Origin of the sequence: Klebsiella sp. CN_Kp073 (assembly GCF_040065495.2) — a bacterium.
Taxonomy (GTDB): Bacteria; Pseudomonadota; Gammaproteobacteria; order Enterobacterales; family Enterobacteriaceae; genus Klebsiella; species Klebsiella aerogenes.
The window spans coordinates 5,060,066-5,084,897 of sequence record NZ_CM198051.1 but is presented as its reverse complement, the minus strand read 5'-3'; the positions used below and the strand labels follow the sequence as shown (position 1 = coordinate 5,084,897).

19 protein-coding genes are annotated in these 24,832 nt (G+C 55.4%); 6 read left to right on the top strand and 13 right to left on the bottom strand.

The features are described 5' to 3' along the window. The first annotated feature begins 133 nt into the window (after positions 1-133). The gene (rpmE, locus tag ABLV66_RS24400) at positions 134-346 is read left to right on the top strand and encodes a 50S ribosomal protein L31 (protein ID WP_015368925.1); all 213 of its coding nucleotides are present in this window, start codon (positions 134-136) and stop codon (positions 344-346) included. Between the two features lie 99 nt (positions 347-445). On the opposite strand, the gene metJ is transcribed toward rpmE, so the two are convergent. After that, complete coding sequence (metJ, locus tag ABLV66_RS24395) at positions 446-763, bottom strand: met regulon transcriptional regulator MetJ (protein ID WP_004107547.1); 318 nt, start codon at positions 761-763, stop codon at positions 446-448. Between the two features lie 265 nt (positions 764-1,028). On the opposite strand from metJ, the gene metB reads away from it, so the two are divergent. Continuing rightward, a complete protein-coding gene (gene metB, locus ABLV66_RS24390; protein WP_015368924.1) occupies positions 1,029-2,189 on the top strand; it encodes a cystathionine gamma-synthase in 1,161 nt (386 codons plus the stop codon). A gap of 2 nt (positions 2,190-2,191) precedes the next feature. After that, positions 2,192-4,624, top strand: a complete 2,433-nt coding sequence (locus ABLV66_RS24385; protein ID WP_045395300.1) for a bifunctional aspartate kinase/homoserine dehydrogenase II — start codon at positions 2,192-2,194, stop codon at positions 4,622-4,624. 32 nt (positions 4,625-4,656) lie between these two features. Here ABLV66_RS24385 and malI read toward each other — a convergent pair whose 3' ends face one another. Next, the gene (gene malI, locus ABLV66_RS24380) at positions 4,657-5,673 is read right to left on the bottom strand and encodes a Mal regulon transcriptional regulator MalI (protein WP_213317843.1); all 1,017 of its coding nucleotides are present in this window, start codon (positions 5,671-5,673) and stop codon (positions 4,657-4,659) included. A 91-nt stretch (positions 5,674-5,764) separates the two neighbouring features. After that, the gene (locus ABLV66_RS24375) at positions 5,765-7,264 is read right to left on the bottom strand and encodes a PTS transporter subunit EIIC (protein WP_047066295.1); all 1,500 of its coding nucleotides are present in this window, start codon (positions 7,262-7,264) and stop codon (positions 5,765-5,767) included. Positions 7,265-7,630: 366 nt separating this feature from the next. Here ABLV66_RS24375 and metF point away from each other — a divergent pair, with 366 nt between their 5' ends. Together metF and ABLV66_RS24365 are read left to right on the top strand one after the other, a co-directional pair. Then, positions 7,631-8,518 (top strand): methylenetetrahydrofolate reductase, encoded by an 888-nt coding sequence (metF, locus tag ABLV66_RS24370; protein ID WP_015368922.1) that lies wholly within the window; start codon positions 7,631-7,633, stop codon positions 8,516-8,518. 151 nt (positions 8,519-8,669) lie between these two features. Continuing rightward, positions 8,670-9,596 (top strand): DMT family transporter, encoded by a 927-nt coding sequence (locus ABLV66_RS24365; RefSeq protein WP_047047225.1) that lies wholly within the window; start codon positions 8,670-8,672, stop codon positions 9,594-9,596. A 44-nt stretch (positions 9,597-9,640) separates the two neighbouring features. Here ABLV66_RS24365 and nagE read toward each other — a convergent pair whose 3' ends face one another. The 9 genes from nagE to ABLV66_RS24320 all read right to left on the bottom strand — a co-directional run bounded on the left by nagE (position 9,641) and on the right by ABLV66_RS24320 (position 21,215). Next, positions 9,641-11,653, bottom strand: a complete 2,013-nt coding sequence (nagE, locus tag ABLV66_RS24360) for an N-acetylglucosamine-specific PTS transporter subunit IIBC (protein WP_348876279.1) — start codon at positions 11,651-11,653, stop codon at positions 9,641-9,643. Positions 11,654-11,913: 260 nt separating this feature from the next. Then, positions 11,914-13,056 (bottom strand): N-acetylglucosamine-6-phosphate deacetylase, encoded by a 1,143-nt coding sequence (gene nagA, locus ABLV66_RS24355; RefSeq protein ID WP_047078378.1) that lies wholly within the window; start codon positions 13,054-13,056, stop codon positions 11,914-11,916. A gap of 9 nt (positions 13,057-13,065) precedes the next feature. Then, positions 13,066-13,803, bottom strand: coding sequence for a glucosamine-6-phosphate deaminase (nagB, locus tag ABLV66_RS24350; RefSeq protein ID WP_047066289.1), 738 nt, complete (start codon positions 13,801-13,803; stop codon positions 13,066-13,068). An 8-nt stretch (positions 13,804-13,811) separates the two neighbouring features. Beyond that, positions 13,812-14,726, bottom strand: coding sequence for a glycyl-radical enzyme activating protein (locus tag ABLV66_RS24345; protein WP_047047236.1), 915 nt, complete (start codon positions 14,724-14,726; stop codon positions 13,812-13,814). Positions 14,727-14,738: 12 nt separating this feature from the next. Then, positions 14,739-17,162: a glycyl radical protein gene (locus ABLV66_RS24340; protein WP_348876278.1), complete on the bottom strand. Its 2,424-nt coding sequence runs from the start codon at positions 17,160-17,162 to the stop codon at positions 14,739-14,741. A 158-nt stretch (positions 17,163-17,320) separates the two neighbouring features. After that, a complete protein-coding gene (locus ABLV66_RS24335; RefSeq protein WP_045395317.1) occupies positions 17,321-18,070 on the bottom strand; it encodes a DeoR/GlpR family DNA-binding transcription regulator in 750 nt (249 codons plus the stop codon). A gap of 138 nt (positions 18,071-18,208) precedes the next feature. Next, positions 18,209-19,312 carry a bifunctional L-1,2-propanediol dehydrogenase/glycerol dehydrogenase gene (gene gldA / locus ABLV66_RS24330; protein ID WP_047047243.1) on the bottom strand — a complete coding sequence of 368 codons (1,104 nt, stop codon included), beginning with the start codon at positions 19,310-19,312 and terminating at the stop codon, positions 18,209-18,211. Positions 19,313-19,366: 54 nt separating this feature from the next. Next, the gene (gene fsa, locus ABLV66_RS24325; RefSeq protein WP_004203684.1) at positions 19,367-20,029 is read right to left on the bottom strand and encodes a fructose-6-phosphate aldolase; all 663 of its coding nucleotides are present in this window, start codon (positions 20,027-20,029) and stop codon (positions 19,367-19,369) included. 205 nt (positions 20,030-20,234) lie between these two features. Next, positions 20,235-21,215 carry a helix-turn-helix transcriptional regulator gene (locus tag ABLV66_RS24320; RefSeq protein ID WP_348874889.1) on the bottom strand — a complete coding sequence of 327 codons (981 nt, stop codon included), beginning with the start codon at positions 21,213-21,215 and terminating at the stop codon, positions 20,235-20,237. Between the two features lie 24 nt (positions 21,216-21,239). Here ABLV66_RS24320 and zinT point away from each other — a divergent pair, with 24 nt between their 5' ends. Further along, the gene (gene zinT / locus ABLV66_RS24315) at positions 21,240-21,890 is read left to right on the top strand and encodes a metal-binding protein ZinT (protein WP_348876277.1); all 651 of its coding nucleotides are present in this window, start codon (positions 21,240-21,242) and stop codon (positions 21,888-21,890) included. 46 nt (positions 21,891-21,936) lie between these two features. On the opposite strand, the gene ppc is transcribed toward zinT, so the two are convergent. Continuing rightward, positions 21,937-24,588 carry a phosphoenolpyruvate carboxylase gene (gene ppc, locus ABLV66_RS24310; protein WP_348876276.1) on the bottom strand — a complete coding sequence of 884 codons (2,652 nt, stop codon included), beginning with the start codon at positions 24,586-24,588 and terminating at the stop codon, positions 21,937-21,939. Positions 24,589-24,832 lie beyond the last annotated feature (244 nt).

Here is a 24,832-nt window from a genome sequence, read left to right as displayed (position 1 = left end):
AACTCCCAAAACCCGGGAAATTCGTTAAGCCGGTATGCGCCAGCTGTGCGAAGGTCGTCGGGAAATTATTAATATCGCGTGGTGTCTGGCGTTAGGGCTGGAAGAGCGACGCGGCCTTAACTGAGGTTCTCCCATGAAAAAAGGTATTCACCCAAATTACGACGAAATTACTGCTACCTGTTCTTGCGGTAATGTCATGAAAATCCGTTCCACCGTTGGTCACGACCTGAACCTCGACGTGTGCGGTAAATGCCACCCGTTCTACACCGGCAAACAGCGTGATGTTGCTACCGGTGGCCGTGTTGACCGCTTCAACAAGCGCTTCAGCATCCCGGGCAGCAAGTAAGTTGCCAGAAAGAGCCGCCTCAGGGCGGCTTTTTTGTATCCTTCGTCTGGCAACGCGAGGAATAAAAAAGCGGAAGATATCTTCCGCTTTTTTTATGTCTTAGTATTCCCACGTATCCGGGTCGATGCCCAGTTCACGCATAATCTCTTTCGCCGCTTCCGGGATTTCATCGCTGCGCTCTTTACGCAGGTCTTCATCGTTAGGTAACGGTTGACCGGTAAAGGCATGCAGGAACGCCTCGCACAGCAGTTCGCTATTCGTGGCGTGACGCAGGTTGTTCACCTGACGACGCGTGCGTTCATCGGTGAGGATCTTTAACACCTTCAGAGGAATGGAAACCGTAATTTTTTTTACTTGCTCACTCTTCTTACCGTGCTCAGCGTATGGGCTGATATATTCGCCGCTCCATTCAGCCATGAGATACCTTAATCCTCTGTTTATTAGTTAAGGGCCAGAACATTACGCCCGGCCATAATTGCGCGTAGTTTACCGTATGAGCGTGCTTTCTGACATGAGATAAGCCGCCGCCGACGTGCGCTAATGCATATAATTTTAACGGCTATTTGTCTTTTGCTCAATCTATACGCAAAGAAGTTTAGATGTCCAGATGTATTGACGTCTATTGTGACAATGATTACTCTGAGGCCTGACTTCTCACCGAACAGCCCAGGAACTGTCCAACATGACGCGTAAACAGGCCACCATTGCAGTGCGTAGCGGTTTAAATGACGACGAACAGTACGGTTGCGTTGTCCCGCCGATCCATCTCTCCAGCACCTATAATTTCACCGGTTTCAATGAACCCCGCGCCCACGATTATTCCCGACGCGGCAACCCGACTCGCGATGTCGTACAGCGCGCGCTGGCGGAACTGGAAGGCGGCGCCGGCGCGGTACTGACCAATACCGGAATGTCGGCTATTCTGCTGGTGACCACGGTGTTCCTGAAGCCGGGCGATCTGCTGGTGGCGCCGCACGACTGTTATGGCGGCAGCTATCGTCTGTTTGACAGCCTGGCGAAACGCGGCTGCTATCGCGTGCGCTTTGTCGATCAAAGCGATGAACAGGCATTACGCGAAGCGTTAGCGGAACAACCGAAGCTGGTGCTGGTCGAAAGCCCGAGCAACCCATTGCTGCGGGTGGTCGATATTGCGAAAATCTGCGGGCTGGCGCGTGAAGCCGGCGCGGTGAGCGTGGTGGATAACACCTTCCTCAGCCCGGCGTTGCAAAATCCGCTGGCGCTGGGCGCCGATCTGGTGTTGCATTCGTGCACCAAATATCTCAACGGCCACTCTGACGTGGTCGCCGGGGTGGTGATTGCCAAAGATCCTGAGACTGTCACCGAACTGGCATGGTGGGCGAATAATATCGGCGTCACCGGCGGGGCGTTTGATAGCTATCTGTTATTGCGTGGTTTGCGTACCCTTTCTCCACGAATGGAAGTGGCGCAGCGCAACGCGCAGGCGATAGTCGACTATCTGAAAACCCAGCCGCTGGTGAAAAAGCTGTATCATCCGTCCCTGCCGGAAAACCAGGGGCATGAGATTGCGGCGCGTCAGCAAAAAGGTTTTGGGGCGATGCTAAGCTTCGAGCTCGATGGCGATGAGCAGACGCTGCGTCGCTTCTTGAGCGGTTTATCGCTATTTACGCTGGCGGAATCGTTGGGGGGCGTTGAGAGCCTGATTTCCCATGCGGCGACGATGACGCATGCGGGCATGGCGCCGGAAGCGCGTGCGGCGGCAGGGATCTCGGAAACGCTCCTGCGTATTTCGACCGGTATTGAAGATGGTGAAGATTTAATTGCCGACCTGGAAAATGGCTTCCGGGCAGCAAACGAGGAATAAAGATGAGTGTGATTGCGCAGGCAGGGGCGAAGGGTCGTCAGCTGCACAAATTTGGTGGGAGTAGTTTAGCGGATGCGAAATGTTACCTGCGCGTCGCCGGGATCATGACCGACTACGCGCAGGCAGGCGATATGATGGTCGTCTCTGCCGCCGGTAGCACCACCAACCAGCTGATTAGCTGGCTGCAGCTAAGCCAGACCGATCGTCTTTCTGCGCATCAGGTGCAACAAGCGCTGCGTCGCTATCAAATGGACCTGATCGCCGGCCTGCTGCCGGCGGACGCCGCCGACGCGCTGATCGCGACGTTTATTCACGATCTTGAGCGTCTGGCGGGCCTGCTGGATAGCGGCGTCACCGATGCGGTATATGCCGAAGTCGTCGGCCACGGCGAAGTGTGGTCCGCGCGCCTGATGGCGGCGGTACTAAACCACCTTGGCGTTGAAGCCGCCTGGCTGGACGCGCGCGCTTTCCTGCGCGCGGAACGCGCCGCGCAGCCGCAGGTTGATGAAGGCTTATCCTACCCGCTGTTACAACAGTTGATGGCGCAGCACCCCAACAAACGGCTGGTGGTGACCGGCTTTATCGCCCGTAACAATGCCGGGGAAACCGTACTGCTGGGCCGTAACGGTTCCGACTACTCCGCCACCCAAATCGGCGCGTTGGCCGGTGTTTCCCGCGTCACCATCTGGAGCGACGTGGCCGGGGTTTATAGCGCCGACCCGCGTAAAGTGAAAGATGCGTGCCTGCTGCCGCTGCTGCGTCTTGATGAAGCCAGCGAGCTGGCTCGCCTGGCGGCGCCGGTGCTGCACGCGCGTACGCTACAGCCGGTTTCTGGTAGCGATATCGATTTACAGCTGCGTTGTAGTTACACCCCGGACCAGGGTTCGACGCGCATTGAGCGCGTGCTGGCATCCGGCACCGGCGCGCGTATCGTCACCAGTCACGACGACGTCTGCCTGATTGAATTCCAGGTACCGGCCGGTCAGGATTTCAAACTGGCGCATAAAGAGCTGGATCAGATTTTTAAACGCGCGCAGCTGCGCCCGCTGGCGGTGGGCGTGCATGCCGACCGTAAGCTGCTGCAGTTCTGCTACACCTCTGAAGTGGCCGACAGCGCGCTGAAACTGCTGGATGAAGCGGGCCTGCCTGGCGAGCTGCGTCTGCGTCAGAAGCTGGCGCTGGTGGCGATGGTCGGCGCGGGCGTGACCCGCAATCCACTGCATTGCCACCGTTTCTGGCAGCAGTTGAAAGGGCAGCCGGTAGAGTTTACCTGGCAATCGGAAGAGGGCATCAGCCTGGTGGCGGTGCTGCGCGCCGGCCCAACCGAGAGCCTGATTCAGGGACTACATCACTCCGTGTTCCGCGCTGAAAAACGCATCGGCCTGGTGCTGTTCGGCAAAGGCAATATCGGCTCCCGCTGGCTGGAGTTGTTCGCGCGCGAGCAGAGCACGCTTTCCGCCCGCACCGGCTTTGAGTTCCTGCTGGCCGGGGTGGTGGATAGCCGCCGTAGCCTGCTGAATTACGAAGGTCTGGATGCCAGCCGCGCATTGGCATTCTTTGAAGATGAAGCGGTCGAGCAGGATGAAGAGTCGCTATTCCTGTGGATGCGCGCGCACCCTTATGATGATTTAGTGGTGCTGGACGTGACCGCCAGCGAACAGCTGGCCGATCAGTATCTGGATTTCGCCAGCCACGGTTTCCATGTGATCAGCGCCAATAAGTTGGCGGGCGCCAGCAGCAGCGATAAATATCGCCAGATCCACGACGCCTTCGAAAAGACCGGCCGTCACTGGCTGTATAACGCCACCGTCGGCGCAGGCTTGCCGGTTAACCATACGGTGCGCGATCTGATCGACAGCGGCGATACCATCCTGGGGCTGAGCGGTATCTTCTCTGGTACGCTCTCCTGGCTGTTCTTGCAGTTTGACGGCACGGTGCCATTTACCGAACTGGTGGATCAGGCCTGGCAGCAAGGGCTGACCGAACCGGACCCGCGCGTTGACCTGTCGGGTAAAGACGTGATGCGCAAGCTGGTGATCCTGGCGCGCGAAGCTGGTTACAATATCGAGCCGGATCAGGTGCGCGTGGAATCGCTGGTTCCGGCGCATTGCGAAGAGGGCTCGGTCGACCACTTCTTTGAGAACGGCGAAGAGCTGAATGAACAGATGCTGCAGCGCCTTGAAGCCGCCCGTGAAATGGGGCTGGTGTTGCGTTACGTGGCGCGTTTTGATGCCAACGGTAAAGCGCGCGTCGGAGTAGAAGCAGTGCGTCAGGAACATCCGCTGGCGGCGCTTTTGCCGTGCGATAACGTCTTTGCCATCGAGAGTCGCTGGTACCGCGATAACCCAATGGTGATTCGTGGGCCAGGCGCAGGCCGCGATGTTACCGCCGGGGCCATTCAGTCAGATATCAATCGTCTGGCGCAGCTGCTGTAATCTGTCAGGCCGGCCCGCTGGGCCGGCCTTCATTATGCTGACTCCCGCGTCACCAGTTGTCCGGAAAGGGTAATACGCTGGGTAGGGAGAGCCGGTTCTTTGATCTTGCGGATAATTAACGCGGCGGCCTGACGGCCGGTCTCTTCGCTGGCGGAAGAGACATAGGTAAAAGATGGCGAAGTCAAATTCACATGCATCATATCTTCGAAGCCCACCAGCGCCACTTGTTGGGTAAGAAAGACGTCTTTTCCCACCGTTCGTCCTACCTGATGAATACCATTGAGGCAGCCAATCATCGCATCCGGTGAATGGCAGAGCAGCGCGGTAATGGCATTATTCTTTTCCAGTAACTGACGAGTGGCGATACTGGCGGCCTGGGTATTGTCGTGACAGGCGGGCGCAAACTCTTCGCGTACCGTCATGCCGTTTTTCTCCAGCGTGCTGTAAAAGCCGAGCAACCGCTGCTGACGAATAAGATCGTCTTCCTGACCGCCGATGTAGGCAATATAGCGATGACCACGCTCTATCAGATAACGCGCGGCGATGCTGGCGGCCTGACGATTATCGCGGACCACCTGATCGCGGTTGCCGGTTAACGGCGTTTGCGAGACCGTCACCAGAGGCAGGGGACATTGCAGCAGCGCTGCAGGCAGCGTATCGCGGGTGGTATCGGCATCAAGATAAATCACGCCGGCGACGCCCTGTTGTTTAAACGACAGCAGGCAGCGATCCAGATAGTCGCTATCGTTAAGCGGCTGGCCGAGAAATACCATATAGCCCTGTTTCTCCAGTTCCTGCACGATGTTGGCCATCACTTTGATGGAAAAACTGTCGTTGAAGTCGCGAAGAATCAGGCCGATTAGATTGGTGGTGTTGGCGCGAAGGTTGGCGGCGGCGACGTTATGCACATAGCCGAGCTCCTGGATGGCAGCATTGACTTTTTCGATGGTGGCGTCGGAAATTTTTCCCTTCTGACGTAATACCAGCGAGACCGTAGAAACGGAAACGCCGGCCAGTTTCGCCACATCTATAATGCTGACTTTCTTCAAAATCGCTCCATGAAAACTGTTGTATGACAGTCAGATAGCAGAAGATCGCTTCTCTGAGACAAGCGATCTTCCACACCATAACATCTTCTGGTTATTTGCCAATCATCCCCGACATGGTTTGAGCGATAAATTGCGCCCTGGCGCCAAAAATTATCTGGATACCGTTATCACCGACGAAGACTACGCCGCGCGCGCCGATACTGTTGAGGCCGTCTTTATCTACCGCATCGCGTTCGGCAACCTCCAGACGCAGACGGGTGATGCAGGCGCCCACCGAGTCAATATTCTGTGAACCGCCGAGTAAGCTGACAATTTCAGTTGCCAGTTCGGCGTCGGTTTTATCATTGGCCGTTACGGTGATATCGGTACGTCCCGGCGTTTTCACATCGAAGCGGCGGATCACGAAGCGGAAGGTGAAATAATAAATTAGCGCCATCGGCACGCCAACAATCACCGCGCTGAGGAAGTTTGTCTGATAGCCGTTCATGGAAGGCAGAATACCGAAGGAGATATAGTCGATAAGTCCGGCGGAGAACGACTTGGCGATATGCGCGTGCAGCAGGTACATGGTCATGTACGAGAGCCCCGCCATAATGGCGTTAAAGACGTACAGAATCGGCGCCACGAAGATAAAGGTGAATTCGACGGGTTCGGTGATGCCGGTCAGGAAGCAGGTCAGCGCGGCGGAGAACAGAATACCGGCCGCGATTTTTTTATTTTTAGTGTGCGCTTCGTGATACATCGCCAGACAGGCGGCCGGCAGAGCGAACAACATCAGCGGGAATTCACCCTGCATAAATTTGCCCGCGTTTTGATAGCTATCGGTGCTAAAGGATTTCACCCCTTCTTCCAGCATTTTAAACCAGATGGTCTGGTCGCCGTGGATCATCTGGCCTGCCTGGGTAGTGTAATCGCCGAAGGAGTACCAGAAGGAAGGGTACCAGATGTGGTGCAGGCCAAGCGGGATCAGCGCGCGTTCAACGAGGCCGAAAATAAAGGTGGAGGCGGCCTGGTTATCGCCGTTAATCACCATCGACAAGGAATCAATACCGGCCTGGATATGCTGCCAGACGTAAGGTAGCAACAGGCCGAGGATGAACGACAGGAAGGCGGTGGCGATCGCCACAAAACGCTTACCGGAAAAGAAACCGAGGAATTCCGGCAATTGCAGCGTGTGAAAGCGGTTGTAGCACCAGGCGGCGAGTATCCCGCAGATAAGCCCACCGAAAACCCCCATCTGCAACGTCGGGATGCCGACCACCATCGCGTATTTGCCGCCCTGTGCGGCCATTTCCGGCGTGATACCGAGTACGGTACCGATGGTAATGTTGGTGACGAAGACCGAGACCGCTGCCGATAGCGCGGCGATGCCGGATTCCGACGCCAGGCCGACCGCGGAGCCGATAGCGAAGAGCATCGGTAGGTTATCGAAAATAATACCGCCGGCATTCATCATCAGCGGTAAATGGAATTTATCCCCGAAGGCCAACAACAGGCCGGCGGCCGGGAGGAGCGAAATCGGCAGCATCAAGGCGCGGCCGATCATCGACAGTTTTGATAATGATTTTATGAACCCTGACCACAGACTCATGCTGATTACCCCGAATAGATATTATTGGCGAAAACGTGTTAAGTAGAACGTTCTAGTAGAACGTTCTACTCACTGTGGATCAAGGTTGACGTTGCTGCAATAGTAATCGGCGTGCCAGGGGGGGAGATGTGCGATTTTTTGAACTACTTCAAATTACGCTGCGGACAAAATCTGAAAACAACGCCAGGGCGCGCCTGGCCTGACGCGAGATGAACTTTTTTCACTTTGACTGAAAATTCCTCACTGTTTACGCAGATTTTTCTATTGACGCCCGCACGCTTTTCCGTCATTTTTACATCTGGACGTCTAAACGTATAGAAGTTCGCAACACGACTGATAAATATAATGCGATTGATGAGGTAAGGTATGAGCTTTTTTCACGCCAATCAGCGGGAAGCCCTGAATCAGAGCCTGGCGGAAGTCCAGGGCCAGATTAATGTGTCCTTTGAATTCTTTCCGCCGCGTACCAGTGAAATGGAGCAAACCCTGTGGAAATCCATCGATCGCTTAAGCAGCCTGAAACCGAAGTTTGTTTCCGTCACCTACGGGGCGAACTCCGGCGAGCGCGACCGCACTCATAGCATTATCAAGGGCATTAAAGACCGCACCGGTCTGGAAGCGGCACCGCACCTGACCTGTATCGACGCCAGCCGCGATGAACTGCGCGCGATTGCCCAGGATTACTGGAACAACGGTATCCGCCATATCGTCGCGCTGCGCGGCGACCTGCCGCCGGGTAGCGGCAAGCCGGAGATGTACGCCGCCGACCTGGTGACGCTGCTAAAAGACGTCGGTGATTTTGACATCTCCGTCGCCGCCTATCCGGAAGTGCATCCGGAAGCCAAAAGCGCGCAGGCCGACTTATTGAACCTGAAACGTAAAGTAGAAGCGGGCGCTAATCGCGCGATCACTCAGTTCTTTTTTGATGTCGAAAGCTACCTGCGTTTTCGCGACCGCTGCGTCTCCGCCGGTATCGACGTGGAAATCATTCCGGGCATTCTGCCGGTCTCCAACTTTAAACAGGCGAAGAAATTTGCCGATATGACGAACGTGCGTATCCCAACCTGGATGTCGAAAATGTTCGAAGGGCTGGATAACGATGCCGAAACGCGCCAGCTAGTAGGGGCGAATATCGCCATGGACATGGTGAAAATTTTAAGCCGGGAAGGGGTAAAAGATTTCCACTTCTATACCCTGAATCGCGCCGAAATGAGCTACGCCATCTGTCATACCCTGGGCGTGCGTCCGGCGTAATCACCTGCTTTACCTCTTGTTTCATCCTTATCGGGGCGGTGAACTGCAATTCACCGCCCCCTTTTTTAGCACGAAAAGTGCGCTCTGCCTTTAAGCAACCTTCCGCCAAAGCGAGTATAGTGCCCGCAAAAATCATGACGGTGGAGAAGTTATGACGGTTGCAAGGAACAGCAATCTCCTGGCCGGTTGCGGCCTCGTCCTGCTGACGCTTATCTGGAGCTACAGCTGGATTGCGATGAAACAGGTAACGCTCTATATCGGCGCCTTCGATTTTACCGCGCTGCGCTGTATCTTCGGCGCGATTGTACTGATGGCGGTGCTGGCGCTGCGCGGGCGCGGCATGCGGCCGACGCCGTTTGGCTATACCCTGGCGATTGCGCTGCTGCAAACCTGCGGCATGGTCGGCCTGGCGCAGTGGGCGCTGATGAGCGGCGGCGCCGGTAAAGTCGCTATTCTCAGCTACACCATGCCGTTCTGGGTAGTGATCATGGCGGCGCTGTTTTTAGGCGAGCGCATGCGGCGGCTGCAGTATGCCGCTATCGTCCTGGCGGCGTGTGGTCTACTGCTGGTGCTGCAGCCGTGGCAGTTGGATTTCTCCTCGATGAAAAGCGCGCTGCTGGCGATCCTCTCCGGCATCAGTTGGGGGGCGAGCGCGATTGTCGCCAAACGCATGTATCGCCGCTATCCGCGCCTCGATTTACTGTCGTTAACCGCCTGGCAGATGCTGTATGCCGCGCTGGTGATGAGCGTGGTGGCGTGGCTGGTGCCGCAGCGCAGTATTGACTGGCAGCCTGGGGTTTTCTGGGCATTGGGCTATAGCGCGATTCTGGCCACGGCGGTGGCCTGGAGTCTGTGGCTGTATGTCCTGCGTAATCTGCCTGCCAGCGTCGCCGGCCTGAGTACGCTGGCGGTGCCGGTCTGCGGCGTGCTGTTTTCCTGGTGGCTGCTGGGTGAAAATCCGGGGCTGGTGGAAGGCGGCGGCATTGTGCTGATTGTCGCGGCGCTGGCGATTATCAGCCTTAAAAAGCGCCACGCTCATGGGCAACACGTTGATCGGCCGGCGACGGCGGCAAAATAATCGTCACATGTGGCCGCATGGCGCGGCCACACCGTTTATCAATCTTATCCCTTAATGTGGTACAGCGGTTCACCCGCTTTCACCTGACCGTGCGCTTTGATTTCCAGCTGCGCGAACTCCTCTATATTGCTACAGAGCACCGGGCTAACCATCGAACGCACGTTAGCTTCGAGGTACACGAGATCCATTTCGAGAATCGGCTGAGCTGCGACAACGGTAGCGCCTTCTTCCGCCAGACGGGTAAAGCCCTGACCCGCCAGCGCAACGGTATCAATCCCCATATGCACCACGATCTCAGCGCCGTCTTCGGTCTCAAGACAGAAGGCATGATCGGTGTTGAAAATCTTGATGAGAGTACCCGCCGCGGGTGAAACCACAATGTTGCTGGCCGGCAGGATGGCGACACCACCGCCAACGGCGCCGCTGGCGAAAGCTTCGTCAGGGACTTGCTCCAGCGCGACCAGCTCGCCGCTCACCGGGGCGACGAGCTCGATAATCCGCAATGCATTCGCTGCCTTGCGTGGATTATTGTGGGCCTGCGCGGTGACGCTGGGGAGCGTCTGCGCGGCATCGACGTGACCCGCGGTTTTCATGGCGGTGGCGATTTTTTCCGCCACGAAGCCAACGATTATCTGCACGTTGCTGGCGTTGAGGCGAATGACCCCGCTGGCTCCCAGGCGGCGGGCCAGCGCTTCATCGACCAGCGTTGCATCCTTAACGCCAAGGCGCAGGCGGGTGATGCAGGCGTCGATATTGGTGAGATTATCGGAACCACCGATAGCGGCAATGTACTGGCGCGCCAGCGCGCTGATATCCTGCTGTTTCGCGGCGCTCAGGTTCACATCTTCGCCATCGGCGGCGCTGCCGGCAACGGACAGCTCGCGGCCCGGCGTGAGCAGGTTGAAGCGGGTGATGGTGAAGCGGAAGACCAGATAATAAATCGCGAAGTACACCAGCCCCATGGGAATGAGCAGATACCAGTGGGTGGCCAGCGGGTTGCGCGATGCCAGTACCATATCGACCAGACCGGCGCTGAAGCCGAATCCGGCGATCCAGTGCATGCTGGCCGCGATGAAGACGGACACGCCGGTTAAAAAGGCGTGGATGACGTATAGCGCCGGCGCGACGAACATGAAGGAAAACTCCAGCGGTTCGGTGATACCAGTAAAAAAGGCCGCGAACGCGCCAGCCATCATAATACCCATCACCTTCGCTTTATTTTCCGCACGGGCGCATTGGTACATGGCTAATGCCGCGCCCGGCAAGCCGAACATCATGACCGGGAAAAAGCCCGCCTGGTAACGACCGGTGATGCCAACCACCGCTTTACCGGAGGCGATGGACTGCGCGCCGCCAAGGAAATTCGGGATGTCGTTAATCCCGGCGACGTCGAACCAGAATACCGAGTTCAGGGCGTGATGCAGGCCGACCGGAATGAGCATACGGTTGAAAAAAGCATAGATACCCGCACCCAGTGAGCCCAGTTTTTGGATATGTTCACCGAAGCTGACCAGCCCGCTAAAGACCACCGGCCAGATGAACATCAGGACAAACGCCACCACAATCATAGTGAATGAAGTGAGGATCGGCACCAGTCGGCGTCCGCTGAAGAACGAGAGCGCTTTCGGTAACTCCGTGCTGCTAAAGCGGTTATAGAGTTCCGCTGAAATAATACCGACCATGATGCCGATAAACTGATTTTTAATCTTCGCAAAGGCCGCAGGCACCTGCTCGATTGGGATCTGCTGGATCATGGCGGCAGCTGCCGGCGAACAGAGCGTGGTTAATACCAGAAAGCCGACAAACCCGGCCAGCGCGGCGGCGCCATCTTTATCTTTCGACATGCCGTAAGCTACCCCGACGGCAAACAGGACGCCCATATTATCGATAATGGCCGCACCGGACTGAATACATAGTGCGGCCAGCGCGTTAGAACTACCCCAGCCGTTGGGATCGATCCAGTAACCGATGCCCATTAAAATGGCGGCGGCAGGTAAAGTAGCGACGGGCACCATCAATGCCCGGCCGACTTTTTGTAGATAACCCAAAATATTCATATGAATTCTCTTAAAATAATAAATCCTGAAGCCGCATGTAATAAAGCGACTGACCTGTATAACGATGGGCAGTTAAAATTAAGCAGTCTTATTTTTATTGTGGGTTATTTTTAAGGGATTTCAGGAGGTGTTTAATGTTAGCCAGGTCGCATTTTAATAAATATTAAAAAGGACTTGGGTTATTAATAAATAGAATGAATAACAAAGCAGCGGTTATTTTTCAATAACCGCCATTGTTAAATGATACGGAGGTGAATTAATTAACTTATTGACCAGGCTACCGTACCGCGACAATAGGTTGTATTCACCTGATAATTATCTTCAAGGACAACAATATCGGCATCGTATCCGCGCTGTAATTTCCCTTTTCGACTATCAAAACCTAATAACCGTGCCGGATTAATGGTGCAGGATTTTAATGCCGCGCTAAACGGCACCATTGCTCTTTCGACCATATTATATAAGCCGCGATTGAGCTGTAGCGTGCTGCCGACCAGGACGCCGTTATCCCGTCTGGTTGCGCCATCATCGCCAAGTACCATTGGCTCTCCGCCGAACATATAGCGCCCCGGAGGACAACCTTTCGCCTTCATCGAGTCGCTTATCATGATGATGTCATTATCATTTTTGCTGCGATAAAGGTGGGCGGCGGAAACCAGGCTGACAAAGATACCGTCGGCAATCACCTCGCCGTACAGGCCATCAAGATTCAGGGCGGCGCCAAGCAGGCCGGGCTCGCGATTGACGTATTTCGCCATGCCGTTATAGACATGGGTGACATTTTTAGCGCCGTTGGCGACCGCCGCCAGCGCCTGCTCGAAAGAAGCATCCGAATGGCCCATATTGACCACAATCCCTTTCTGCGCGCAGTAGCGGGTCAGCGCAAATTGATGGTCTTCTTCCGGGGCAAGGGTAATGGCGATAATGTGGTCGCGCGCCGCCTTTTCGAAAGCCTGAAACTGGGTGACGTCGGCAGGGCGAATCTGTTTTTCCGGCTGCGCGCCGCGGTAAAGTTGGCTCAGGAACGGGCCTTCGAGATGGATGCCCAGAATTTCCGCGCCGCTATATCCTTCGTCCATGACGTGGGAAATATTGTCCAGCGCCGCCAGTAGCGTCGCGTTTTCATCGGTAACGGTAGTCGGGCAAAAGGCGGTGACGCCTTCTTCCGGTAGGCGGGAGGCCCAGCGGCGTAGCCCCTGTGGGTCGTTTTCGTTGGTATCGTAATCCCAGGCGCCGTGCGCATGGCTATCGATAAGGCCTGGTATAATGCGCCGCGCCCCGAAATCCTTATCCACGCGGGAGCTAAGACCGGGCGTGATCGCGCCGATAAGCCCATTTTCAATGGTTATTTGCGCCGGGTAAAAACCCCCGGCAAGCCACACTCGTTCGCTCTGGATTATCATATCTCACCTTTAAGCGCTGATAAGCGATGCCGCGTCACGGTCGCATATGATGGTGACGTCCGCATGCATCAGTAAGAAGGAGGCGGGGAATTGCGGATCGATGCGTGTGCATTGGTGCAACTGCTTGATAATTTCCGCTTTTGATTTACCGTTGGCAATCAGCACGATCTTTTTGCTGCGCAAGATGGTGCCCATGCCCAAAGTGATAGCCTGCCGGGGGACTTCGTCCTGGCTGGCGAAGAAGCGGGCGTTCGCCGCAATGGTCTCTTCGTTAAGGTCGATGATATGGCATACCGGGCTATGGGTAGCATGGGGTTCATTGAAACCAATATGACCATCGTGACCAATGCCGAGAACGGTAATATCGAAATCGCCATGGCTTTGAATCAGGCGTTCGTAGCGAGCACATTCGGCCTGCAGGTCGGGCGCCAGAATATCCGGTACGAAGGTATTTTCTTCAGCCATGTTGGCATGCTGATAAAAGTGCTGTTGCAGGAAGTAATAATAACTTTGCGGATCGTTTTTGACCAGCGGGATATATTCGTCGATATTAAACGAGAGGGCGCAGGAGAAATCGGCTTCGCCATCTTTCGCCATTCGGCTCATTTCGGCCAGGAGGCCGACGGGGGTTCCGCCAGTCGGTAAGGCCATTACTAAATCCGGTTTTTTATTCAGCTCCTGGGCAATATGTTGTGCTGCCAGGGCGCTCATTTTTTCGTAGGTGTCGGTAATAATAAAGTTCAACATGTTAATCCTTAACCGCCAATGGTGGCTTTTAATCCAATATCTTCAGCGTATTGTTTAATTTGTTCTGTTACTTCGCGTTGGCATGTTGGAATGTTGTGTAGAAAATAGGGCATACCAAGCTTTTGATATTTCCCGATGCCATAAATATGGTATTCGAGAATATCAACCTGTAAAACCGCCGGACCGAGTTTACGAATAAAGTCGAGACGCTGGCGAATATCCTCCGGATCGTCGTTACGCGTCGGCACGATCACCATTCGCGCGAGGATCGGCTTGCCCATAGCGGCGATCGCTTTGGCATTATCGAGGATCCGCCGATTGTCTACGCCGGTACAGGCAAGATGAGTCTCGGGGTTGAAAGCTTTAAAGTCGTAAGAGACCAGATCGACCGTTTCAATCAGCGGGCGCAGCTTTTCCCAGCGGATATTGCCTGCAGTATCGAGACATACGTGTACGCCCTGCGCTTTCAATATTTGCGCTGTTTCTTTGACGAACTCCGCCTGCAGCGCCGGCTCGCCGCCGGAAAAGGTCACGCCGCCAGTGCTTGAGTCGTAAAATGTCTTGTCGCGCAGTAGTAATTCCGCCAACTGGTGCGAGGTCATCTCTTTAGCGACTTTTTCATAACCGTCGTAGGGGCAGAGATCGACCATATCCAGGAGATTGCTGCAATTTCTACGGTCTATATTGACGCCATTGCCAGGTTCAGCAAGGGTAATGGCGTGGTTGTTCGCCGCCTGTACGCAGGTACCGCACTGGCGGCAGCGTTCTTTAAACCAGAAAACGTTATGGCCTGGCCCGATGGTTTCCGGATTCGCGCACCACTGGCAGCGCAGGTTGCACTGCTGCATAAAGACGGTGCTGCGTATTCCTGGACCATCTTTGGTGGAATAACGTTGAATTCGGGATATCAGGCCAGTTCTCATCGCGTTTCTCTCTTACCAGCTTAGTTCGGTGCGCGCGATAATCGCATCCTGCGCTTCCGGCATCAGCGTTGAGAACAGCGCGCAGTACCCGGCAACGCGCACCATCAGATTCGGGTAATCCTGCGGATTGGCCTTCGCGGCGCGCAGAATATTGGAATCAATGATGTTGAACTGATTATGGAAGATGTTTTTCTCACGGCTGGCTTCCATAAAGGCGGTAAATTTCTCCAGATTGTCGTCGCCTTCAAGCGCGCTTGGCGTGAACTTCATATTCAGCAGCTGGCCGCCGGCGATTTTCTGGTTCGGCAGTTTCGCAACCGAGTTAATGACCGCCGTCGGGCCTTCTTTATCCGCGCCGAGGCACAGAGAGGCGCCTTCGTTCAGCGGCAGCGTCGCCAGGCGACCATCCGGCGTGGCGCCGACGTCAAAACCATTCGGCACGTATGAAGTAATATTAGAGGTCGACATGGTATAACCGCAGCCTTTTGGCCCCTTACCATAGCGATCGGTTTTGTATTTCGGCAGCAGTTTGAGATAGGACTCGAAGACATCGGCGACGATATGGTCGACATAGTCGATATCGTTACCAAACTTCGGCGCATTGCGGCACAGTTTGCGTACGCGCGCGCCTTCCAGACCTTCAAAGTTGCTATCCATGGCGTCACGTAGCTGTTGAAGCGTCAGGACTTTATCGTCGAAGACCAGTTTTTTCACTGCCGCCAGGCTATCGCCGACCACGGAAGGGCCAATGTTGGAGGAACTCACGAAGTCATATTCCGCGCCGCCGTTTTTCAACGTTTTACCGCGTTCCAGTGAGCAGTTAATCGTGGCGGAGGCAAAGGCATCGGCATCGTGGTATTTCAGCGCCCGGTCGCAGACCAGATCGCAATCTACCGCCAGATCGGAGTAGAACTCCAGCAGCTGGTTCCACGCCGCCCATACTTCATCGTAAGACTGGTAGTTTATTTCGCGGCCTTCTTTACCGTTGATTTTCACTAACTGCACGCCGGTCGCCGGATCGCAGCCGTTGTTCATCACCAGCTCAAGGATCTTGCCGAAATTCACATAGGTCATGCCGGTGGCGCGGTGCCCCCAGCGGCCTGGGATCGCGGTTTCTACGCAACCCATTGAAGCATATTCGCGGGCGACTTCTTCCGTCAGGCCCAGCGTCATCATGGCAGGGATAACCACTTCGTCGCAGAAGATCGACGGCATACCGAAGCCTTTACGAATGAGCTTTGCGGCATCCTGCATCAGCGAATGCGGGGTATCTTTTGAGAAACGAACGCTGAGGTTTGGTTCCGGCAGGCCGGTTAGCGCCATGGCTTCCAGCGACAGATAGGAAAGATCGTTGGTACCGTCGCTGCCGTCAGGCTTCATGCCGCCAACCATCAGGTTGGAATAGAGCGGATAGCCCCCGCTGTACTGAGTATGGCCCCACGGGCGTACTTTGTTCAGGCTGTTGGTCATGATGAAGAAGTGGGTCAGGATCTCCAGCGCCTTTTCTTTGCTGATTTTCCCGGCTTTGATATCGGCTTCGTAATACGGCCAGACGTACTGGTCGAAGCGGCCGAAGGAGAAAGAGTGGCCGTTGCTTTCAATCATCATCAGCAAATGGGTAAGGTAGACGGTTTCCACGGCTTCATAGAAGCTACGGGCTTTGCCTTCCATCAGATGGGCGAACATGTCGCTCATGGCCAGCAGTTCGTCGCGGCGTTTAGCATCGGACACTCTTGCCGCTTCGGTTTTAGCAAGCGCGGAGAAGCGTTTGCAGTATTTAAGCGCGGCCTCCATGGTAATAATGACCGCCTGATAGAAATCTTTTTGCTCGTCGGTCAGGTTGTCGTCATTTTCCAGGTGCTGTTTGGCGATATCGCGCATACCGCCATAGCCAACTTCCAGTACGAAATCATGGTTCGGAATGATATGGCCGTCGCCGGACATGCTAATGCCGCCGCGGTGCAGCACGCCCTGTTTTTCCGCCAGACGGTTAATTTGCGGTAGGTTGGCAAGCACTTCATCCTGATGGGTTTTTCCTTGCCAGTAATCCTGCAGGGTACGCAAGCGGGCTTTGGTGGATTCGGACACGCGGAAGCTATCACCGGAACGCTTATCAAATTCGTCCAGTTCATCGATAACCCAGTTAAAGGAGTATTCCGGGAACACCGGCGCGGCAAAATTTGCGCTCGCCTGGTTGCCGACAATCAGCATATCCGGTTCGATATAGATGGTCATTTTCTCCAGAATATCGGCTAACGCCAAAGCCCGGCGAATCACAATGGACTGGCCTTCGGAGCGTTTAAACGACTCGGTGATGATCTCTGCTCGTTCCGGGCATAGCGTCGCCACGCGATGGAACATCTGATCCTGTTTTTTAGCGATACGCGCGAAGTCGCAATCGTCGTTGGTAGGTTTGAAGCTCAGTAATCCGTTCATAAAGACCTCAATTCTGGAGGGGGTATCCCTATTCCACGCTTGAGGTGTTCTTTTGTCAATTTATTTATGATCTTTTGTGTTCTATTTATCATTAATAAATCCAAAAAGAACATTTAGAAAAAACGGAAAAGCACAGACGCCCGTTGCCGGGCGTGAAGTTATGCTGCGCTGTCGGCCAGCAACAGTTCGGTTTTTTGCGCAGTAAGCAGGGAGAGGATATCGGCTGGGAGGCCATCCTGACTGATAACGATGTCAAAATCGTCCAGTCGGGCATGGCCGGCAAGGAAAGTTTGCTCGAATTTACTTTTATCGGCGAGGAGGATTTTTTGCCGTCCGGCGCGCAGCAGCGCTCGCTTGACGTGGGCATCGGTCATTTTAGGGACCGTTAGCTCGCCGTGGTGGTTAATACCCTGGGTGCTGATAAAGACCTTATCGGCATGAATGGTGCTAAAAAACTCTGCGGTACTGAAAGAGATCATCCCCTGGGTATCATCTTCATATTCTCCCGGAGCGACGATTAACTTGATGTTTTTTCTTCCTTTTAGCAGGTTCACTACCGGTACTGAGTTAGTGATCACCATGATTTTTTTATCGAAAATTGATTGCGCTAGCGCCAGCAGCGTGGTCCCGCAGTCAATGATGATAGTGTCGCCGTCCTCAACCAGCTCTGCCGCTTTACGGCCAATCAGGTGTTTATCGTCAACCATCTGCACGGATTTAAGCTGAAAACTTGGCTCGACGCTGGCGCCGCTGGTCAGGTAGGCGCCGCCATAGGTCGTTTTGACGATTCCCTGTTTTTCGAAGAATGACAGATCCCGGCGGATAGTCATTTTGGTGACGCCGAACTTCTCGGCCAGTTCGTTTACAACGACTTTTTTGTCCTGTTGCAGAATGGCGTAAATGCTCATTCTTCTGTCTGATGATTGCATAACAACGATTTGCCCAAAGGAAAAACGCACTATAAAACACATCCCGTGTGCTGGCAATCGGCGATCAAAGGAACATAAAAGAACACGCCCGGCTGACGCCGGGCGTAACGGGAAAGGTTATTCCCACTCTTGCAGGAAACGCTGTCCATATTGGTCGGCCACCAACAGCGCGGCGTACACCTGGTCGGCGCTGGCGCCGCCCGGCATATTGTGGATAGTTTCGCCTTCGGCGCAGGCGGCCTCCGCGACTGTACGCATTTTGGCCGGGATATCGCCTTTAATATCGAGCTGCGCCAGCGTGATGGGCAGACCGACGCTGTGACAAAGCGCCGCAGCGGTCTCAATTTCTTCCACCGGCGCGTTTTCCAGCACCAGCTGCGTTAGGGTACCAAATGCGACCTTTTCGCCGTGGTAGAAGTGATGGGCGTCCGGGATGGCGGTCAGGCCATTGTGAATCGCGTGCGCTGCCGCCAGCCCGCCGCTCTCAAAGCCGACGCCGCTCAGGTAGGTGTTGGCTTCGATCACCCGTTCGAGCGCTGGGGTAACCACATGCTGCTCGGCGGCAAGCATCGCCTTTTCGCCTTCTTCAACCAGCGTGTTGTAGCATAGCTCCGCCAGCGCCAGCGCCGCCTGGGTGCATTTACCACCCGCCATTGTAGTCGCGCCGCTGCGCGAGCAGGCGCGGGCTTCAAACCAGGTCGCCAGCGCATCGCCAATCCCGGCGGCCAGCAGGCGAGCTGGCGCGCCTGCGACGATCTGCGTATCGACAACCACCATGTTCGGGTTGTGCGGCAGCATCAGATAGCTTTCGAATTCGCCATCGTCGGTATAGATAACAGACAACGCGCTGCACGGCGCATCGGTGGAGGCGATGGTCGGTGCCACGACCACCGGCAGATGCATATAGTGAGCCAGCGCTTTCGCGGTATCCAGCGTCTTGCCGCCGCCGATGCCGAGTACTGCATGGCATTGGGCGCTGCTGGCGATATCGCGCAGGCGGTTGATTTCATTTTGCGAACATTCACCGCCGAACGGGGCGATTTCGGCCACCAGACCAGCGCCGCTCAGGCTGGTACGCAGCTGCTCTTCGGCGAAGCCGAGAACGAACTTGTCGCCGATGATTAGCCAGCGTTCAGCCAGCGGTTTGAGATATTCGCCGAGGCGCTTGATGGCGCCAGCGCCCTGGATGTATTTACCGGGTGATTGAATAATGCGATCCATTTCGATTCCTCCGCGATGACCGTGCAAGCCGCCTGTTGGCGGCCGACGATCGGATTACAGGTTCAACGTGCCAAATGCGTTATTCCAGTCCTGCTCAAACTTCTCTATGGCTGACTCTACCGCAGGGGTGCCGAGCATTTGTTGCGCTACGTCTAAGGGGAGGGTGATAGCTTCACAGCCGGCTAACAGGCAATCCAGCGCCTGGCGCGGGGTTTTGAAGCTCGCGGCCAGGACTTTGCTTTCCGGGGCGTGCATTTCCAGCAGGGATTGCAGTTCTTGCACCATGCGAATGCCGTCACCGCCCTGGGCGTCGACGCGGTTGACGTACGGCGCGACGTATTTCGCGCCGGCCAGCGCCGCGAGCAGCCCCTGGGAAGCGCTATAGACGGCGGTGCCAAGCGTAGGGATGCCTTCTTTTTTCAGTAGTTTGATGGCGGCGAGACCTTCGGCGGTAACCGGGATCTTAACCACGATTCCTGGTACGGCGTTACTCAGGCGTTTGGCTTCTGCCACCATACCTTGCGCATCGCGACTCATGGTCTGCGCGAACAGAATACCTTCCGGGCCGACGGCTTTTTGCAGGCGAGGCAGCACATCCCAGACCGGGGTTTTGCCGGCGGCGATGATGCTCGGGTTGGTGGTGACGCCAGCCAGCGGATAAATGCGGGCCAGACGTTCAACTTCAGCGACGTTCGCGGTGTCCAGATAGAGTTCCATAACCATTCCTCGATGTGTAATTCAATGATGTTGAGGTAAGGATACGGCTTCCGTTTGCCTGCCCGCCAGATGACAATTTTGCCAAAAACTGGATAAATGTACGCATTACGATTAAGAGTGATTTAGATCACATTTGTCCACGCAATAGTGCATCCAGGCTGAAATAGCCTGTAGGTGGAAATCAGTAACTTACAAAAATCTAGTTTTACGGCGCAGAGGGGTTTTCCGTCAGTTGGCTATGGTACTGGCGGCGATACTCGGAAGGAGAACGTTCAGTATTCTTGCGGAACAGGCGGCAGAAGTAATTGCTGTCGGCGAAGCCGCAGGCGTGGGCGATATCTTTTACTTTCATATCATGACCCTTCAGCAGCATGCGCGCCTGTTCGAGGCGGATATGATTGAGGTATTCGTTAAAGCCCATGGGACCGCACTTCTGAAACAGATGTGAGAGATAGTTGGGAGAGAGATAAAACTCCTGGGCTACGGATTCCCGGCTCAGCGGCTCAGCGAAATGGACATCGATATACTGGCGGATCGCCTCGAACAGCGCCTGGCTGCGCGATGAGGTTTGCGCCTGGCTACCCAGCAGATCGGTACAGTGGCTGAGCAGACTAATCACGATACAGCGGGCGGTTTGCTGCTCCTGCGGTTGCATGCGTATCTCATTTAGCGCCTGTAGCAGGAATGAACCCACGCGCGGCCCGCGGCGTGGTACCTGGATCTTCTGGACAAGAGTTAGCGCTTCTCCGTTCCAGCGCTGCAGCGTAAATTCCAACTGCTGTTTGCCAAACAGGATGCTTAAGAGCAGACAGGGCGTCTGCCACTGCGGCCAGTTCCAGCCATCGCCGGCAATATACAGTACGTCGCGCGCCTGCAGCGGCGCGGCGTTTTCCCCTAAGGCGAGATCGCGCAACTGCCCCTCAATGACGATATTCAGACGGGGGAAATCGAGCTGTATCACGGCTTCAGCAGGCGGTCGCATTGCGCCGGCAAAATGCACCTCCGCAATGTTATTCGTTTTTTTTATCAATGAATCAATGAGTTGATTGATGCTGTTGTCCATCATTGCCCCGTCAAATACGTCACGCGGTTCATCATACCGGACATTTTTCCAGCGGTAAAAGCACGAACTCGTCGTTATTGCTTCTCGGTTGTGAAATGTTATATCGTAACATTTTGTCGCAATCAATATTCAACTCAGGAGAGAGTAATGACCCGAAAGATCCCCATGCTCGCGTTTGGCTTCGGCATGGCGCTTGCCAGCGTTCAGGCATTCGCCCACGGTAGCCATCATCATGGCCCGGAGTTAACTGAAACGGAACGCCGGGCCAGCGAAGGCATTTTTGCCGATAAAGATGTGAAGGATCGCGCGTTGAGCGATTGGGATGGCGTCTGGCAGTCAGTCAATCCGTACCTGCTGAATGGCGACCTTGACCCGGTTCTGGAACAAAAAGCGAAAAAGCCCGGCGGCAAGAGCGTGGAAGAGTATCGCGCCTATTATAAGAAGGGCTATGCCACCGACGTAGAGCAGATTGGCATCGAAGATGACGTGATAGAGTTCCACGTCGGCAAGACCGTTAATAGCTGCAAATACCGCTACTCAGGCTACAAAATCCTGCAATATGCCTCCGGCAAGAAGGGCGTTCGCTACCTGTTTGAGTGCCAACAGGGCGATGGCAAAGCGCCGAAATTCGTCCAGTTCAGCGACCATATTATTGGCCCGCGCAAATCGCAGCATTTCCATATTTTCATGGGGAATGAATCTCAGGAAGCCTTGCTGAAAGAGATGGATAACTGGCCGACCTATTATCCGTATGCGCTGCATAAAGAGCAGATCGTCGATGAGATGTTGCATCACTAAAATGAATGGAAAATTCCCCCGACCGGGCGGCCGGGGGAAACGATGATTAGCCGGTATTACGCATCCCAGCCGCGACGCCGGCAATGGTGACCATTAGCGCTTGCTCAACGCGCGCATCCGGTTCCTCGCCAGCCTCTTCGGCCTGACGCGAACGGTGCAGCAGTTCGGCCTGCAGGACGTTCAGCGGGTCGGTATAGATGTTACGCAACTGGATGGATTCGGCAATCCACGGCAGGTCGGCCATCAGGTGGGAGTCGTTAGCGATGGCCAGCACCACTTTGATATCGGCGGTTAACAGCTGACGCAGCTCTTCGCCGAGTTTCCACAGTTCCGGTTTCACCAGCCGCTGATCGTAGTACTCCGCCAGCCACAGGTCGGCTTTTGAATAGACCATCTCCAGCATGCCCAGGCGGGTTGAGAAGAACGGCCAGTCGCGGCACATGCTTTCCAGCTCGCTCTGCTTGCCTCCCTCGACTACTTTCTGCAGCGCGGCACCGGCGCCCAGCCAGGCCGGCAGCATCAGGCGGTTCTGGGTCCAGGCGAAGATCCACGGGATAGCGCGCAGTGACTCGACGCCGCCGGTCGGGCGACGTTTTGCCGGGCGCGAGCCAAGCGGCAGTTTGCCCAGTTCCTGTTCCGGGGTCGCGGAGCGGAAATAAGGGACGAAGTCTTTGTTCTCACGCACATAGCCGCGATACATCTTACAGGAGACGTCGGAAAGCTCGGCCATGATCTCGCGCCACTGCGGTTTTGGTTCCGGCGGCGGCAGCAGGTTGGCTTCCAGAATCGCGCTGGTGTACAACGACAGGCTACTGATGGTCACTTCCGGCAGGCCGTACTTAAAGCGGATCATCTCGCCCTGTTCGGTGACGCGCAGGCCGCCTTTCAGGCTACCCGGCGGCTGCGAGAGCAGCGCGGCATGGGCCGGAGCGCCGCCGCGACCGATGGAGCCGCCGCGACCGTGGAACAGCGTCAGTTCAATACCGGCTTTTTCGCAGGTTTTGATCAGCGCGTCCTGGGCCTGATACTGAGCCCAGGAGGCGGCCATCACGCCGGCATCTTTGGCCGAGTCGGAGTAGCCGATCATGACCATCTGTTTGCCCTGAATAAAGCCGCGATACCAGTCAATATTCAGCAACTGAGTCATGACGTCGTTGGCGTTGTTCAGGTCGTCGAGCGTTTCAAACAGCGGCGCGACTGGCAGGGCAAAGCCGATACCGGCTTCCTTCAGCAGCAGATGAACCGCCAGCACGTCGGACGGCGTTTTGGCCATCGAGATAACATAGGCGGCGATCGAGCCGCGCGGCGCTTCGGCGATCACCTTGCAGGTGTCGAGGACTTCGCGAGTCTCTTCGCTTGGTTCCCACTGGCGTGGCAGCAGCGGGCGTTTGGAGTTCAGTTCACGGATCAGGAAGGCCTGCTTGTCGGCTTCCGACCAGCTTTCATAATCGCCGATCCCGAGGTAGCGGGTCATTTCGCCCAGCGCTTCGGTGTGGCGGGTGCTTTCCTGACGGATATCGATACGCACCAGCGGTACGCCGAAAGATTTCACCCGGCGCAGGGTATCGAGCAGTTCGCCGTTGGCGATGATGCCCATGCCGCAGGCCTGCAGCGATTTATAGCAGGCGTACAGCGGTTCCCACAGCTGTTCGTTTTGCGTGATAAGACCCGCTGGTTTCGGCAGTTTTTGCCCTTTCAGACGCGCTTCCAGCCAGGCCTGGGTCTCCATCAGTTGGCTACGCAGTTTTTTCATCAGATAACGATACGGCTCTTGCGCGCCTTCCGCGCCGGCCAAATCGCGGAGCTCGTCGGTGCATTCGACCATCGACAGCTCGGAGATAAGCACATGGATATCTTTCAGGAACAGATCGGTCGCTTTCCAGCGGCTGAGCAACAGCACGTGGCGGGTGATATCGGCGGTGACGTTCGGGTTGCCGTCGCGGTCGCCGCCCATCCAGGAGGTGAAGCGCACCGGGACGAAATCAACCGGTAGCTGGTAGCCGAGGTTGGCTTCCAGCTGTTCGTTCAGCTCGCGCAGATAGTTCGGCACGCCTTCCCACAGGCTGTTTTCAACTACCGCGAAACCCCATTTGGCTTCATCGACCGGAGAAGGGCGGTATTTACGAATTTCATCGGTATGCCAGGATTGGGCGATCAGCTGACGCAGGCGGCGCATCAGCTGATTGTGCTCATAGTCGGCGATATCTTTGTTATCCAACTGCTTAAGGCAGTTGTTGACCTCCACCATTTTGTGGATCAGCGTCCGGCGGGTGATCTCGGTCGGGTGAGCGGTTAACACCAGCTCCAGCGACAGGGATTCCACCGCTTTTTTAATGGTGTCTTCGTTGAGATTGGGTTGGTCTTTGAGTTTTCTCAGGGTACGCGCAATAACTTCCGGATTACTGGCGGCTTCGCCGTTGGGCGAAATGCTGTGATATTGCTCAGCGGTATTGGCCAGATTCAAAAACTGGCTAAAGGCGCGCGCCACCGGCAGCAGCTCGTCGTTGGACAAGTTTTGCAGCGTGGTGAGCAGCTCCTGGCGATTGGCTTCATTGCCCGCGCGAGAAGATTTGGACAACTTACGGATAGTTTCGACTCGATCAAGAATGTTTTCTCCTAACGCATCCTTGATGGTGTCGCCCAGCACCTTACCGAGCATACTGACATTACTACGCAAAGCGGAATATTGTTCGTTCATGTTACCCCAGACACCCCATCTCATTTTATTTTGTTATATCCGGCGCTCCGTGAATTGAGCAGTGGATAAGCAACCCGTCTTTTATAAAGCCACGTAAATACCCCCGCGTCAATTGCTGCGAAATCGCTTCAGCAAACGAATAAATAGCGATAATTTGCGAAAGTTAACTCAGCGGTCGGCGGATAAGCATTACTTATGGAAGTGTGACGATCGTCACTCTCCCGCCTCCGGGTGTGAAGGCGGG